This is a genomic window from Streptomyces sp. AB3(2024) (genome assembly GCF_041862025.1).
GTDB lineage: Bacteria > Actinomycetota > Actinomycetes > Streptomycetales > Streptomycetaceae > Streptomyces.
On sequence record NZ_JBGWAB010000028.1, the window covers coordinates 29,102 to 43,278 of the forward strand.

The following is a 14,177-nucleotide window of genomic DNA, read 5'->3' on the forward strand; positions in this document are numbered from 1 at the left end:
GCGGCGGACCTAGAAGCCGTGCGGGAGCCAGGGCGCGACATCCCCGGCGAAGGCGCGGGAAGCCCGCGTCAGGGCGCCCGGATGCAGCTCGCGCACCAGGCCCGCCGCCGCCAGCGAGGCCAGGGTGATCCCGCCGAGGTACGCCGAGCCCAGCTCCCGTACCGACAGCGCCAGGTCCGCCCCTTCCTCGGTCCGCTCGCACCGCGCCGCACCGTCCGCGTCGGCCGTCAGCCGCCACCGGCCCGCGTTCCACGGGCAGAAGGCGTCCTCGACGTCCAGGACCACGTCCAGCGGGGCCCCGTAGGTCCGCGCGCCGAGTGCCGCCGGCAGGTCCACCAGCCGCACGTGCAGCGAGTCCCGCTGCCGCGTCCGGGTCCGCCGGATGTCGCTGACCAGGTGCAGCAGCGGATCGTCCACCGGCCGCCCGAACGCGCGCACGCTCCAGGTGAGGTCGATTCCGAAGAGGTAGCGCCACAGCGCCGCGTACGCCGCCGGGTGCAGCGCGTCCACATCCTGGACCTGGACCTTGCCGTCCGAGCCGCTCTGCTCCCAGTCCGGCGCGACCCGGTACCGGGCGTACCCGACGACCTCGCCGTCCGCGCCCTCGGCCACCACGCACTTCAGCGGCGAGGCCCCGCCCCGGTGCCCCTCCGGGTCGAGCAGCGTCTTGAGGTCCCATCCGGGCTGCCGGGCCGGCATGCCGGGACGCCGGGCGACCAGCCGGGCGTAGACCCGCTCGCAGTCGGGCAGGGCCTTCTCCGGGTCGACCAGGCGCAGCCGTACGTCGTCCGTCCCCGGGGGCACGGAGAGCCGCACCCGGGTCGTGTCGACGTCCACGGAGAGGGCGTAGGCGGCCGTGCCGTAGCCGAAGCGTCCGTAGATCGCCGGATCCGAGGCCGTCAGCACGGCGATCGGCTCGCCACCCGCACGGACGTCGTCCAATTGGCGCCGCATCAGCGACGTGAGCACCCCGCGGCGGCGGTGCGTCGGGGCGACGCCCACCATCGTCACGCCGGCCGCCGGAACGGGCTCGCCGCCGCCCGGCACCGAGAGCCGGAAGCTGAAGGCCGAGGCCGAGCCGACGCAGTCCTCGCCGTCCCAGACGCCGAGTGAACGTTCCGGCTCGGTCAGGGACCGGAAGGTCTGGCGGTGCTGCGGGGATTCGGGCACGCCACCGAACGCCAGTTCCAGATGATCGAACCAGACGTCCCAGTCATCCATTGACAAAACGCGCATCTCTAGAGCCATGTGGTCATCCTTACCAGGGCATTCCGTCGCGGTCGAAGTGTTTTCGACCGTCGAGGGGCCCGCGGTCCGGGGGTACCCCTGCGCGGGCACAGCCAGGATGGATAGGGTCCCGATGCAATGGCCGGAGCACGTGTGGAGACGCTCATGGCCCGGACGCGCATGCTGTGGCACCGGGCCCGCACAGCGCTGCGCAAATCCGCCGTCGACTACTTCCGGGGCGACGCCTCCGACTGGCTCGCCTTCGCCGGGCTCCTGCTGACCGTCCCCGCCATCGCCTGCGGCACCATGATGCTGCCGGTCTGGTTCTCCCCGTCGGCCCTGGTCCTGCCCATCGTGGCCGGTGGCCTGCTGCTGCGGCCCGCGAGCCTGCTCGCCCTCTACGCCGCCTCCGCGACCGCCCTGATCATCGAGGCCCTGGTGCTCGGCCCGTACACCCAAGGGCCGGCCAGGGTCACCCCGGGAACCGTCCTGGTGGTCGCCGCCTGCGGGTTCTTCGGGCTGGTCATCGCCCAGTTCCGCAGCCGCGTCGGCGTGCCCTGGCGGCGCGGCGGCACCATGCTCTTCGACCTGCGCGAACGGATCCGGGTCCAGAGCAAGCTGCCCGCCCTGCCGAGCGGCTGGCACCGCGAGATGGCCCTGCGGCCGGCCGGGGGCCAGTCCTTCTCCGGCGACTTCGTGGTCGCCGCCCGCACCAACGGCGGCCGCACCCTGGAGATCGTCCTCACCGACGTCTCCGGCAAGGGCATGGAGGCGGGCTCGCGCGCCCTCCTGCTGAGCGGCGCCTTCGGGGGCCTCCTCGGCGCCCTCCCGCACCGGGACTTCCTCCCCGCCGCCAACGGCTACCTGCTGCGCCAGGACTGGGACGAGGGCTTCGCCACCTCCATCCACCTCGTCCTGGACCTGGAGACCGGCGACTACGAACTGCTCTCCGCCGGCCACCTCCCCGCCCTCCAGCTCTCCGCCGGCACCGGCCGCTGGCAGGAGGTCACCGGGGAAGGACCGCTGCTCGGCGTCTACGACGGCGCGGAGTTCACCCCGGCCCGGGGCAACCTGCGGCGCGGCGACGTCCTGATGCTGTTCACCGACGGGCTCGTCGAGACCGCGGAGCGAGAGATCAGCGAGGGCATCGACCGCCTCACCGGCGAGGCCGACCGCTACGTCGCGGCGGGGTGGGAGGGCGCGGCGTGGCACCTGATCGAGAAGGTGGCCAAGGACGTCAACGACGACCGAGCCCTCCTCCTCATCCGCCGCTCCCCCTGACGGGTCCCGGACCCACAACCCTGGGAGGCCCCCTTGCACGGCCCCGGGCCGCTGGACGGCCTTCCGACCCGCTGAACGGTCCCCGGCCCGCGGGACGGCCCGGACCCGCCGGAGGGCCCTGGCCCGCGGGGCGGCTCTGGCCCCGCGGGATGGCCCGGACCCGCCGGAGGGCCCTGGCCCGCGGGGCGGCTCTGGCCCGCGGGATGGCCCTGGCCCGCCGGAGGGCCCGGACTCCCGGACGGCCTCCGGCCCGCGCTCACAGCTTCCGGCCCGCACCCCCGGGCCCCGCCTGACGTGATCCCGGACTCGCAGCCCCCGGGCCCGCCCGACCGGCTTTCGGTCCTCGGTCCACCCGACCGGTCCCCGGGCCGCCCCCGGCACGATCGCGGTCAGGGCAGGGGGGAGGGGCCCGGGTCGGTGGGGGGTGCCCCGGGGATCCGCCACGGGCCCAGCCCCATCCGGCCCGTGTTCCCGAGGTCCACCGCGTGCTCCAGCTCCAGCCTCACCCGGGGCGCCCCCGGCTTCGGGACGACCTCCAGCACCCAGCCCTCGACGGCCTCACCGGCGCCCTCCGTCACCAGGTTGCGCCAGGTCAGGCTCGTCGACGCCGCCTCACCCGGCCGCAGCACCACCTTGCGCGCGGCCTCGCCGCCGCCTTCGCCCGCTGCCACGACGCCGTTCCCGCCCGGTGCCACCGACACCTCGACCGGCCTCCCGCCCCGGTCCAGCAGCCGGACCTCCGGGTAGCCCTCCAGCTCGTAGACCGCCGTACCGCAGTTCAGGAGCTGGACGTCGGAGACCCGCAGCCCCATCGCGGCGTTCCCCTCGCCCTCCATCAGCCGCACCCCGCCCTCGGGGCACGGCACCGGCTCCGCCCGCGGCGGCGACTCCCCGAGCCGCTCGGCGAGGTCGCCGCACCCCGCCAGCGCCCCCGCCAGGGCCCACGCCCCCGCCACCGCAGCCACGCGTCTGCCCCACCCACGTCCGCTCATCCGAGGAGCGTAGGGCGCCCACCGGGTCACCGACCGGCGATCGGCCGGTCTCCCCACCGCCCCGGCGGAGCCGCCACCGCCCCGGGCGGGCCGCTCGGCCGGGCGGGCCAATCGATGGGCATTGGCCCGTTCCCCGCGACCGCCGGAGGCCTACCGTGCCGCCATGGACCGCACCCTCGCCGCCGATCTGGCCCGTCTGCCCGACCTCCTCGACGCCACCCGCCGCGCCGCCACTGAGGCCCTCGACGCGCTCGACGCGCGGCCCGTCGTACCGGACGCCGGGGCCGCCGCCCCGCCCGTCCCCGAGCCGCTTCCCGAGCACGGCAGCGGCACCGAAGCGGCCCTGGAGGTGTTCCGGTCCCGCTGGGCCCCCCGGTTCTCGGCCTCCGCCGGCCCCCGCTACCTCGGCTTCGTCACCGGCGGAGCCACCCCCGCCGCCCTCGCGGGCGACTGGCTGACCGCCGCCCACGACCAGAACTCCAACTCCGCCTTCGACGGTGCGGGCCAGCACCTCGAACGCGAGACCACCGGCTGGCTGCGCGGCCTCTTCGGCCTCTCCGACGCCCACACCGGCACCTTCGTCAGCGGCGCCACCATGTCCAACACCGTCGGCCTGGCCATCGCCCGCGAATGGCTCGGCGAACGCCTCGGCGTCTCCCCGGCCGAGGACGGCGCGGCGGCCCTCGGGCCCGTCCGCGTCCTGTCCGGCGCCCCGCACTCCTCCATCGCCAAGGCCCTCTCCGTCCTCGGTCTCGGCCGGGCGAGCCTCGTACGTGTCCCCACGCTCCCCGGCCGGGAGGCCGTCGACCCCGCCGCGCTCGACCGTGCGCTCGCCGACGGCTCCGGCCCGGCCGTGGTCGTCGCCAACGCCGGCACCGTCAACACCGTCGACTTCGACGACCTCCCAGCCCTCGACGCCCTGCGCCCCCGCCACGACTTCTGGCTGCACACCGACGCCGCCTTCGGCGCCTTCGCCGCCCTCTCCCCGCGCCACGCCCACCTCACCGCCGGCCTCGACGCCTCCGACTCCGTCTGCGTCGACCTGCACAAGTGGCTCAACGTCCCCTACGACAGCGCCGTCCAGTTCACCCGCCGCCGCGACCTGCAGACCCGCGTCTTCCAGAACTCCGCGGCCTATCTAGGCCCCCTCGGCGACGACCCCGACCTCGTCCACCTCACCCCCGAGAACTCCCACCGGCTGCGGGCGCTGGCCGCCTGGTTCACCCTCCGCGCCTACGGCCGCGCGGGCCACCGCGAGATCGTCGAACGCGACGTCGACTGCGCCCACGCCCTGGCCGAGGAAGTGGAACGGGAACCGGCCCTGCGCCTGCTCGCCCCGGTCCGCCTCAACGTCGTCTGCTTCACCCTCGCCACCGCCCCCACCCCCGAACGCCTGGCCGCCCTGCGCGAGGCCGCGGGCGCCGAGGTCTTCGTCACCCCCACCGTCTACGGGGGAACCCCCGCCCTGCGCGCGGCGTTCTCCAACTGGCGTACCACGCAGGCGGATGTGCGCCGGGCCGCCCAGGCCCTCCGAACGGCAGCGAAGGGGATCGCATGACGCAGCAACCGCTGACCCTCCTGGAGGTCGAAGCCCTCGCCCGCGGGGCGCACGAGGGTCAGACCGACAAGGCCGGCCGGCCCTACGCCGAGCACCTCGCCGCCGTGGCCGAGGGCGTCCGCCTGCGCGGCGGCACCCCCGCGCAGCAGGCGGTGGCCTGGCTCCACGACGCCGTCGAGGACGAGGCCCTCACCCCCGCCGAGCTCGCCGAGACCCCCGTCCCGCAGGAGGTCAAGGCCATGGTGCTGGCCCTGACCAAGCGCCCCGGGGAGCCGGTGGAGGAGTACGCCGCCCGCATCCTCGCCACCCCCGGCGCGGCCCTCGTCAAGGAGGCCGACCTCGCGCACAACGCCGACCCCGTACGCCTCTCCGTGCTGGACACCCCCACCCGGGACCGGCTCACCGCGAAGTACGCGTACGTGCGTTCCCTCCTCGGGATCACCACCCCGTGACCCGTACCCCATGCCCGAAATGCGCCGAGTGCGGGTCCGCTTGGCGGGAAAGAGGCGATGGCGATTCGTCACGGGACGGGTAGCCGGGCCCGGTTGGTGGGAGGATGGTGCATGTGGGGGTGTGCGCGGCCGTGCGCCCCGGGCCGGCCAGGGGACGACCGAAGGTGTGATCAGTAGTGGCCATTTCGCTGTCAGTGGTGGTTCTGTTGGCGATCATCCTGGTGATCCTGATCCGCGGCAAGCACATGAAGGCCGGCCCCGCGATCGTCGCGGTCCTCTTCGGCTTCTTCCTGGCGTCCAGCTCCATCGCCCCGGACGTCAACCGTTTTCTGAACTCCCTCGCCGACACCATCGCGGGGATCAAGCTCTAGCGTCAGGCCGGAGGTCAGAGGAGCAGGCCGGGCGCCGGGCAGACTCCGGTGGCTCGTCCGGCCGCACTCGGCACACGCAGGGGTGCTGCTCGTCGTGCCGGGCGCCCCGGGGCGGCCCCGGGAACGGCGAAGGGCCAGGTCGAGGAAAACTCCTCTGACCTGGCCCTTCGTACTTCAGAGCGGGTGACGGGAATCGAACCCGCGTAGCTAGTTTGGAAGACTAGGGCTCTACCATTGAGCTACACCCGCACCATGCGTTCCGCAGGTCCGGGGACCGCGGCACGGACAGCATCCTAGCGGGTCGCGCAGGGTGAGCGCACACCCCTTTCCCGTCGCCGCGTCCGGCGTCCGAGCCGCGCGCGCGTGCGGCCGCCGGAAAACCGCGCGCATCAGAGGGTCTCCGGGCATGTACCCTACGTGTCGCACCGACGGGGTGTGGCGCAGCTTGGTAGCGCGTCCGCTTTGGGAGCGGAAGGTCGTCGGTTCGAATCCGGCCACCCCGACCACCAGTACCGCCTGCACCAAGATCACGTATCGAAGATCGCGTTGTGGGCTGATTGCCGCTTGCGGTTACTATGCAAGCTGCGTGCCCGTGTGTCTGATGTACCGGGCCGAATCCGTCGAACCGCTGAATCGCAGCGTTCCGGCAGAACCCCAAGCAGTCAGCCACAAGGAGACCGAACCGTGAAGAGCGCCGTGGAGACCCTGAACCCGACTCGGGTTCGGCTCACTGTTGAGGTGCCCTTCGAGGAGCTCAAGGACAGCCTCGACGCGGCGTACAAGAAGATCAACCAGCAGGTCACGGTGAAGGGCTTCCGCAAGGGCAAGATCCCCGCGCGCGTCATCGACCAGCGCTTCGGCCGCGGTGCGGTGCTGGAGGAGGCCGTCAACGACGCCCTCCCGAAGTTCTACACCGAGGCGGTCAACGAGGCCGACCTGAACCCGCTGGGCCAGCCCGAGGTCGACATCACGGAGCTGAAGGACGGCGAGCTGCTCGCCTTCACCGCCGAGGTCGACGTGCGCCCCGAGATCGAGATCCCGGACTACTCCGGCATCGAGGTCGAGGTCGACGCCATTGAGGTCTCCGACGAGGACATCGAGAAGTCGGTCGAGCAGCTGCGCGGCCGCTTCGCGTCCACCAAGGACGTCGAGCGCGCCGCCCAGGACGGCGACGTCGTCACCATCGACCTGGAGGCCAAGGTCGACGGAGAGGTGCTGGAGGACGGTGTCGCCAGCGACGTCTCCTACACCATCGGCTCGGGCGAGCTCCTCGACGGCATCGACGAGGCCGTCAAGGGCCTGGAGGCCGGTGGCGAGGCCACCTTCACCTCCCAGCTGAAGGGCGGCTCCGCCGAGGGCAAGGACGCCGAGGTCACCGTCAAGGTCACCAAGGTCTCCGCCCGTGAGCTGCCGGAGCTGGACGACGACTTCGCCCAGATGGCGAGCGAGTTCGACACCCTCGAGGAGCTCAAGGCGGACAGCCGCAAGCGCCTGGAGAACATGAAGCAGTACGACCAGGCCACCCAGGCCCAGGAGCGCGTGCTGGAGAAGTTCCTGGAGCTCGCGGAGATCCCCGTCCCCGAGAAGCTGCTCGCGGACGAGGTCCAGACCCGCAAGCACAACCTGGAGCACCACCAGCTCGGCCAGATGGGCCTGGACCTGGAGAAGTTCCTGGAGATCCAGGGCAAGACGGTCGAGGAGTTCGACGCCGAGACCGCCGAGCAGGCCGTCAAGGGCATCAAGACCCAGTTCCTGCTGGACGCCCTGGTCAACAAGGAGAAGCTGGGCGTCAACCAGGAGGAGCTCACCGAGCACCTCATGCGCCGCGCGCAGTCCTCGGGCATGTCCCCGGACCAGTTCGCCCAGGCCGTCGTCGAGGGTGGCCAGGTCCCGATGCTCGTCGGCGAGGTCGCCCGCGGCAAGGCCCTCGCGGTCGTCGTCGAGAAGGCCAAGGTCGTCGACACCAACGGTGAGGTCATCGACCTCTCCGACGAGGACGAGACCGAGGCCGCGGCCGAGGTCGTCGAGGACGCCGTCGACGGTGACACCGAGGTGAAGGCCGAAGAGGCCAAGTAACACCCCCCCGGGCCGAGCCCGTGGAGCAGTAGTGGCAAGGGTCCGGACGCGGTCGCGTCCGGACCCTTCGCCGTCCTCTCGTGACCCTCCTCGCGGGGCCCGGTCACCTTGCGCTCCGAGCGAACAGTTCGGGAAGCGGGATGGCGTTGTCCTACCTGCGCGTTAGGGTCCATGAATACGAGGGCACGGGAGTACCCGAAGCCGGCGGGCATCGCCCCACCGGTAGGTCCGCGCCCCAGAACGAGACGCTGAGACGGCATGTGGCCGTCGGAGACGAGCAGGTGGATACGTGACGAATCTGAAGCCTTACGCCGCGGGTGAGCCGTCCATCGGTGGCGGCCTCGGCGACCATGTCTACAACCGGCTGCTCGGCGAGCGCATCATCTTCCTCGGCCAGCAGGTCGACGACGACATCGCGAACAAGATCACGGCGCAGCTCCTCCTCCTGGCCGCCGAGCCGGAGAAGGACATCTACCTGTACATCAACAGCCCCGGTGGCTCCGTGACGGCGGGCATGGCGGTCTACGACACCATGCAGTACATCCCGAACGACGTCGTCACCATCGGCATGGGAATGGCGGCCTCCATGGGCCAGTTCCTGCTCACCGGCGGCACCGCCGGCAAGCGCTTCTCCCTGCCGAACACCGACATCCTGATGCACCAGGGCTCCGCCGGCATCGGTGGCACCGCCTCGGACATCAAGATCCAGGCCCAGTACCTGCTGCGCACCAAGCAGCGCATGGCTGAGATCACCGCGCACCACTCGGGCCAGACCGTGGAGGCGATCATCCGCGACGGTGACCGCGACCGCTGGTTCACGGCGGAGGAGGCCAAGGCGTACGGCCTGATCGACGAGATCATCTCGGCCGCCTCCCTGGTTCCCGGCGGCGGCGGCACCGGGGCCTGATCCCGGCCCCGGCGTACGGCCCTCCGTACGGCCCGCCCGCACAGGCACCCTCAGCCCGCAGAACGCCACCAGGATGGTGAACACCCAGATGCAGAACAACTTCTCCGCGAACTTCTCCGCGAGCGGCCTCTACTCCGGCCCGCAGGTGGACAACCGCTACGTCATCCCGCGCTTCGTCGAGCGCACCTCGCAGGGCGTGCGCGAGTACGACCCGTACGCGAAGCTCTTCGAGGAGCGCGTGATCTTCCTCGGCGTGCAGATCGACGACGCCTCCGCCAACGACGTCATGGCGCAGCTGCTTTGCCTGGAGTCGATGGACCCGGACCGCGACATCTCGATCTACATCAACAGCCCCGGTGGTTCCTTCACCGCGCTGACGGCGATCTACGACACGATGCAGTTCGTGAAGCCGGACATCCAGACGGTCTGCATGGGCCAGGCGGCCTCCGCCGCCGCCGTCCTGCTGGCCGCCGGCACCCCCGGCAAGCGCATGGCGCTGCCGAACGCCCGCGTGCTGATCCACCAGCCCTCGGGCGGTACCGGCCGTGAGCAGCTCTCCGACCTGGAGATCGCGGCCAACGAGATCCTGCGCATGCGCGACCAGCTGGAGAGCATGCTGGCCAAGCACTCGACCACGCCGATCGAGAAGATCCGCGAGGACATCGAGCGCGACAAGATCCTGACGGCCGAGGACGCGCTCGCGTACGGCCTGATCGACCAGATCGTCTCCACCCGCAAGAGCAGCGCGGTCTGATCCTTGCCGTCAGTTGACGTGGCCGCGTCGTCGCATTGGGCGATGTGAACCACGTCAAGGGGGCCCCGCTGGGGGCCCCCGGCAAGGTACCGTCGGATATGAGGCACCAGGAGTCGCTGAACCAAGCGTCTCCCAGGCGAAGGGGAAGCACCTCGTGGCACGCATCGGTGACGGCGGCGATCTGCTCAAGTGCTCGTTCTGCGGAAAGAGCCAGAAGCAGGTGAAGAAGCTCATCGCAGGACCCGGTGTGTACATCTGCGACGAGTGCATCGACCTCTGCAACGAGATCATCGAAGAGGAACTCGCGGAAACCTCCGAGGTCCGGTGGGAGGAACTCCCCAAGCCCCGTGAGATCTACGAGTTCCTGGAGAGTTACGTCGTCGGCCAGGAGCCGGCGAAGAAGGCGCTCTCGGTAGCGGTCTACAACCACTACAAGCGGGTCCAGGCCGGCGAGAACGGCGGCGCGCAGGGCCGTGACGACGCGATCGAACTCGCGAAGTCCAACATCCTGCTGCTCGGCCCCACCGGCTCCGGCAAGACCCTGCTCGCGCAGACGCTCGCCCGCATGCTCAACGTCCCGTTCGCCATCGCGGACGCGACGGCGCTGACGGAGGCCGGGTACGTCGGCGAGGACGTCGAGAACATCCTGCTGAAGCTGATCCAGGCGGCGGACTACGACGTCAAGAAGGCCGAGACCGGGATCATCTACATCGACGAGATCGACAAGGTCGCCCGCAAGAGCGAGAACCCGTCGATCACGCGCGACGTCAGCGGCGAGGGCGTGCAGCAGGCCCTCCTGAAGATCCTGGAAGGCACGACGGCCTCCGTCCCGCCGCAGGGCGGACGCAAGCACCCGCACCAGGAGTTCATCCAGATCGACACGACGAACGTGCTCTTCATCGTGGGCGGCGCCTTCGCCGGCCTGGAGAAGATCATCGAGTCGCGCGCGGGCGCCAAGGGCATCGGCTTCGGGGCGACGATCCGCTCGAAGCGCGAGATCGAGGCCAGCGACCAGTTCCAGGAGGTCATGCCGGAGGACCTGGTGAAGTTCGGGATGATCCCCGAGTTCATCGGCCGCCTGCCCGTCCTGACCTCGGTGCACAACCTGGACCGCGAGGCGCTCCTCCAGATCCTGGTGGAGCCGCGCAACGCCCTGGTGAAGCAGTACCAGCGTCTGTTCGAACTCGACGGCGTGGAGCTGGACTTCGAGCGCGAGGCCCTCGAAGCCATCGCGGACCAGGCCATCCTCCGCCAGACGGGCGCGCGCGGTCTGCGCGCCATCATGGAAGAGGTCCTGATGTCGGTGATGTACGAGGTCCCGTCCCGCAAGGACGTGGCCCGCGTGGTCATCACCGCCGACGTGGTCCGCTCCAACGTCAACCCGACGCTGGTCCCCCGCATCGTCCCGAAGGACCAGGGCCCGCACGAGAAGTCGGCGTAGCCGTCAGGCTGTTGTACGCAGACGGGGCGCGCCCGAGGGGCCCCCCCCCTTCTGCGTGTGTTCCGCGCGGTTACTTCTTCACGCGGGCGGTGTTGTAGAGCTTCGCAGCGAGGTCCGCGGTCTGCTCCAGGGTGTAGCCGGGCTTGCCGGCGAGGAGCGAGGCAGCGTCGTTGGCGCTGACGGCGCTCAGGGTGCTGTAGTCACCCCAGATGCAGACGGGCAGCGTGAATTCTTTGATCCCCTTGGTCGTCGCCGGGTCCTTCGGGATGGACTTGATTTCCTGGCACTTGAGGATGGCGCCCTTGAAACCGGCCGGGGCGATCGACTTGGGGCTGCCGACGAGCTCGACCGTCATCTTGTCGTTCTTCTGAGCGGCGTTCATCTTGAACAAGGCGAAGTAGGCGTCCACCGACTTCTCCGGGTCGGCGAGTTCACCATAGAGACCGCTGAAGGTGAGGCCCTTGGCCGTCAGCAGGTTCTTGGGGTCGCCGGACTGGTAGCTCATGCCCACCTGAGTGGGGTTCTTGATGCCGGCGGCCTCGGCTTCCTGCTTGTCCTTGTCGCTGATGGGCTGCTCTTGGTACTTCGGGTTCTTCTGGAACTCGCCAACCGACTCCGGGGCCACCAGCTTGTAGCCCTTCGTGGCGTCCGAGACCGAGCTGCCCGAGCCGCCGCCCAGGAACCACCAGCCGGCGCCGCCGATCACGGCTACGACTGCGACCACCGCGATGACCGGGCCGGCCTTGGACTTCTTCGGGGGCTGCGGCGGAGGCATGTACCCCTGCTGCGGGGGCTGCTGGTAGCCGTACGCGGGCTGGGGCGGCTGCGGGGGCTGCTGCTGGTAGCCGCCCTGCTGGGGGAAGGCCGGCGGCGGCGGGGGCGGGGCCTGCTGGGGGTAGCCGTAGCCCGGCTGGGGGGCCGGCTGGCCGTACGGGCCGGGCGGCGGCGGGGGCTGCTGCCCGTAGGGGCCTGGCTGCTGCGGCTGTTGCCCGTACGGACCTGGCTGGTTGTAACTCATCCCGCGTCCCCCTGTGAGGTGTGCTTATTTGATTCACACATCCTTGCGGAAGGATCGTTCGCCCAGGGCATCGGGGTCCCGGCCGTTACGGAACTACGACGCCTTCGGGACCTCCATCGCCGCGCGCAGGGCGCGGGTCCGCGCGGCCAGTGCCTCCGACGTGACCGGCTTGTTCTCCACCGGGACGGTGACCGTCACCAGGGAACTGTGGTCCGCCCACATGCGCAGCGTCAGCGGTCCCGCCCCGGTCGTGAGGCTGCCGCAGCGGGTCCGCAGCTTCCGCGCCGACCAGGGCCTGCAGCCGGGCCAGAAGGTCCCGGCCCGCCTCGACCTGGCCGGTACGGCGCCGGCCGCGCACGAGGCCGCGATCCGGCAGCTGCTGCGGCTCCAGCCGGAGGGCGAGGAGTTCAACGCCACCGCGGCCCTCCCGGTCGCCGGTGCCACCGTCGCGCTGGACCTGTCCGGCACCATCGACGTGGCGGCCGAGGGCAAGCGCCCGAGCAAGGACCTGGGCGCCGCCGAGAAGGAGAAGCAGCACGCCGGGGCGAAGCTCGGGAACGAGGCCTTCCTGGCCAAGGCCCCGGACAACGTCGTGGACGAGATCAAGGGCCGGCCGGCCGAGGCCGAGGCCGACATCGCCCGGATCCAGGCGCAGCCGGACGCGCTGCCCGCCGCGCAGGCAGGGAGCACGAAGGCCCCCGCACCATCGGTGCGGGTGCCTTCCCGTGTTTCCGGGGGGCCGGGGTCCGAGGAGCGCCGGGATCGGGGCGGAAAGTCACGGGCGGACGGGCCGTCCGGCCCTGTCCGAAGGCGCCCACAGTGCCGTATATCACTTCATATGTCCGTCTCGTGGATCCGATCCGGGGCGCGGACCACGGATGATGGGGGGCATGCACGTCAAGCCCGCCGCCTCGGCGTTCCAACGGGTCGCGGCCTCCTGCCGTCGGCTCACCGAGGGCTGGGCCGCTTCCCCGCGGGCACAGGACGTCCTGACGGCCCTGGGCTGTCTGGCCCTGATGGTGCTGGACCTGCCGGGCCTGGCCGCCGCCGACAACTCCCTCACCGGGCCGCAGGCGGCCGTCGTGCTCACCGCGGGCTGCGCGACGCTGCTGGTGCGGCGCCGGCTGCCGTGGGCGTCGTACGTCACCTCGCTGCTGTTCATCGGCTGGCTGCACGAGCTGACGCTGATCCAGTTCGCGCTGTACTCCGTCGGCCGCTACCGGGGACGGCGGGCCGGGATCCTGGCCACCCTCGGCTACGTCGCCTTCGCGCTCGCGGTGTTCAGCCTTCCGGGCTGGCCCGAGCCGAGGGCGGAGACCCTGAGCGCCTTCCTCAGCCTGGTGGTGCCGATCGGGGTCCTCGCCTCGGCCGTGGGCATCGCCGCGTACCGGCACGACCTGGTGAACGAGCTCCAGGCCCGCCGGGCGGAGGCGGCGGTGCAGGGCGCCGTCCAGCAGGAGCGCACCTCCGTCGCCCGGGACGTCCACGACTTCGTCGGCCGGGAGCTGACCCTGCTCACGGTGCGCTCCGAGGTGCTGTCGATGCGGGCGCGCCAGACCTCGTACGCGAAGGACTTCGAGGAGCTGGCGGACACGGCGCGGCGGGCCCACCTGGTGCTCAACGAGATCATCGTGCAGCGCGGGGAGAGGGCCGCGACGCCCGGTGTGGACGGGCTGGAGGAGCTGGCGCGGGAGAGCGGCCGGGCCGGTTCGCCGGTGCGTCTGGCCATGGACCCGGACGCGCACGCGCTGTCGCCGCTGCGGCAGGCGGCGGTCTACCGGGTGGTGCAGGAGTGCCTGACGAACGCGGCCAAGCACGCGCACGGGGAGACCATCGAGGTGGTGATCCGGGTGGACGGGCCGCAGCTGCGGATCGCGGTCAGCAACGGCCTCCCGGCCCGCACCCCGGGCAGGGCCCCGGTCTCGGCGGGTTCGGGCACGGCGAGCATGTCCGAGCGCGTCCGCAGCCTGGGCGGAACCCTGACGGCGACCCGCGGCGAGGACGCGTACGAGGTCGTGGCGACGCTCCCGCGCGGCTAGTGCCGTGGCGCCCGGCCCGGCCCGCGACGCCCGGCGCCACTTCGACGACAGGACCCGGGCG

The 14,177-nt window shown here is 71.5% G+C and carries 12 protein-coding genes, 2 tRNA genes and 1 pseudogene; 11 read left to right on the plus strand and 4 right to left on the minus strand.

Going from position 1 to position 14,177, the window contains the following annotated elements:
* Positions 1-9: 9 nt before the first annotated feature.
* Entirely contained in the window at positions 10-1,248 is a 1,239-nt protein-coding gene (locus ACEPPI_RS14530) for a GNAT family N-acetyltransferase (protein ID WP_373915643.1), read from the minus strand.
* A 117-nt stretch (positions 1,249-1,365) separates the two neighbouring features.
* On the opposite strand from ACEPPI_RS14530, the gene ACEPPI_RS14535 reads away from it, so the two are divergent.
* Positions 1,366-2,508, plus strand: coding sequence for a PP2C family protein-serine/threonine phosphatase (locus tag ACEPPI_RS14535; protein WP_373915644.1), 1,143 nt, complete (start codon positions 1,366-1,368; stop codon positions 2,506-2,508).
* 389 nt (positions 2,509-2,897) lie between these two features.
* On the opposite strand, the gene ACEPPI_RS14540 is transcribed toward ACEPPI_RS14535, so the two are convergent.
* On the minus strand, positions 2,898-3,500 hold the full coding sequence (locus tag ACEPPI_RS14540) for a DUF4232 domain-containing protein (protein ID WP_373915645.1): 603 nt from the start codon (positions 3,498-3,500) through the stop codon (positions 2,898-2,900).
* Between the two features lie 163 nt (positions 3,501-3,663).
* On the opposite strand from ACEPPI_RS14540, the gene ACEPPI_RS14545 reads away from it, so the two are divergent.
* The 3 genes from ACEPPI_RS14545 (at position 3,664) to ACEPPI_RS14555 (ending at position 5,881) form a co-directional block, all read left to right on the plus strand.
* Positions 3,664-5,058, plus strand: a complete 1,395-nt coding sequence (locus ACEPPI_RS14545) for an aspartate aminotransferase family protein (RefSeq protein WP_373915646.1) — start codon at positions 3,664-3,666, stop codon at positions 5,056-5,058.
* A complete protein-coding gene (locus ACEPPI_RS14550; protein ID WP_373915647.1) occupies positions 5,055-5,510 on the plus strand; it encodes a phosphohydrolase in 456 nt (151 codons plus the stop codon). The genes ACEPPI_RS14545 and ACEPPI_RS14550 overlap by 4 nt, the downstream gene beginning before the upstream one ends.
* 176 nt (positions 5,511-5,686) lie before the next feature.
* Entirely contained in the window at positions 5,687-5,881 is a 195-nt protein-coding gene (locus tag ACEPPI_RS14555; protein WP_079426944.1) for a hypothetical protein, read from the plus strand.
* A gap of 178 nt (positions 5,882-6,059) precedes the next feature.
* Here the strand turns inward: ACEPPI_RS14555 and ACEPPI_RS14560 are convergent.
* Positions 6,060-6,130: transfer RNA gene (locus ACEPPI_RS14560), tRNA-Gly, on the minus strand.
* A gap of 180 nt (positions 6,131-6,310) precedes the next feature.
* Here ACEPPI_RS14560 and ACEPPI_RS14565 point away from each other — a divergent pair.
* From ACEPPI_RS14565 to clpX, 5 genes are all read left to right on the plus strand, one after another.
* Positions 6,311-6,387 (plus strand) — tRNA-Pro (locus ACEPPI_RS14565).
* 178 nt (positions 6,388-6,565) lie between these two features.
* Positions 6,566-7,957, plus strand: a complete 1,392-nt coding sequence (tig, locus tag ACEPPI_RS14570) for a trigger factor (protein ID WP_373915648.1) — start codon at positions 6,566-6,568, stop codon at positions 7,955-7,957.
* Between the two features lie 289 nt (positions 7,958-8,246).
* Positions 8,247-8,864, plus strand: a complete 618-nt coding sequence (locus ACEPPI_RS14575) for an ATP-dependent Clp protease proteolytic subunit (RefSeq protein WP_030229632.1) — start codon at positions 8,247-8,249, stop codon at positions 8,862-8,864.
* Between the two features lie 73 nt (positions 8,865-8,937).
* Positions 8,938-9,618, plus strand: coding sequence for an ATP-dependent Clp protease proteolytic subunit (locus tag ACEPPI_RS14580; RefSeq protein ID WP_266839021.1), 681 nt, complete (start codon positions 8,938-8,940; stop codon positions 9,616-9,618).
* A gap of 154 nt (positions 9,619-9,772) precedes the next feature.
* Complete coding sequence (gene clpX, locus ACEPPI_RS14585; protein ID WP_030229634.1) at positions 9,773-11,059, plus strand: ATP-dependent Clp protease ATP-binding subunit ClpX; 1,287 nt, start codon at positions 9,773-9,775, stop codon at positions 11,057-11,059.
* Between the two features lie 70 nt (positions 11,060-11,129).
* Here the strand turns inward: clpX and ACEPPI_RS14590 are convergent, their stop codons facing one another.
* Complete coding sequence (locus ACEPPI_RS14590) at positions 11,130-12,077, minus strand: hypothetical protein (RefSeq protein WP_373915649.1); 948 nt, start codon at positions 12,075-12,077, stop codon at positions 11,130-11,132.
* A gap of 268 nt (positions 12,078-12,345) precedes the next feature.
* Here ACEPPI_RS14590 and ACEPPI_RS14595 point away from each other — a divergent pair.
* Positions 12,346-12,753 (plus strand): annotated as a pseudogene (locus ACEPPI_RS14595) (valine--tRNA ligase); the annotation flags it as partial.
* A 214-nt stretch (positions 12,754-12,967) separates the two neighbouring features.
* Entirely contained in the window at positions 12,968-14,116 is a 1,149-nt protein-coding gene (locus tag ACEPPI_RS14600; RefSeq protein WP_373915650.1) for a sensor histidine kinase, read from the plus strand.
* The last annotated feature ends 61 nt before the right edge of the window (positions 14,117-14,177 follow it).

Excerpts from the sequence above, each read along its gene's own strand:
- ACEPPI_RS14530 (WP_373915643.1), bottom strand. The coding sequence starts at position 1,248 with ATGGCTCTAGAGATGCGCGTTTTGTCAATGGATGACTGGGACGTCTGG.
- ACEPPI_RS14535 (WP_373915644.1), top strand. The coding sequence starts at position 1,366 with ATGGCCGGAGCACGTGTGGAGACGCTCATGGCCCGGACGCGCATGCTG.
- ACEPPI_RS14550 (WP_373915647.1), top strand. The coding sequence starts at position 5,055 with ATGACGCAGCAACCGCTGACCCTCCTGGAGGTCGAAGCCCTCGCCCGC.
- ACEPPI_RS14600 (WP_373915650.1), top strand. The coding sequence starts at position 12,968 with ATGCACGTCAAGCCCGCCGCCTCGGCGTTCCAACGGGTCGCGGCCTCC.
- ACEPPI_RS14590 (WP_373915649.1), bottom strand. The coding sequence starts at position 12,077 with ATGAGTTACAACCAGCCAGGTCCGTACGGGCAACAGCCGCAGCAGCCA.
- ACEPPI_RS14540 (WP_373915645.1), bottom strand. The coding sequence starts at position 3,500 with ATGAGCGGACGTGGGTGGGGCAGACGCGTGGCTGCGGTGGCGGGGGCG.
- ACEPPI_RS14545 (WP_373915646.1), top strand. The coding sequence starts at position 3,664 with ATGGACCGCACCCTCGCCGCCGATCTGGCCCGTCTGCCCGACCTCCTC.
- ACEPPI_RS14580 (WP_266839021.1), top strand. The coding sequence starts at position 8,938 with ATGGTGAACACCCAGATGCAGAACAACTTCTCCGCGAACTTCTCCGCG.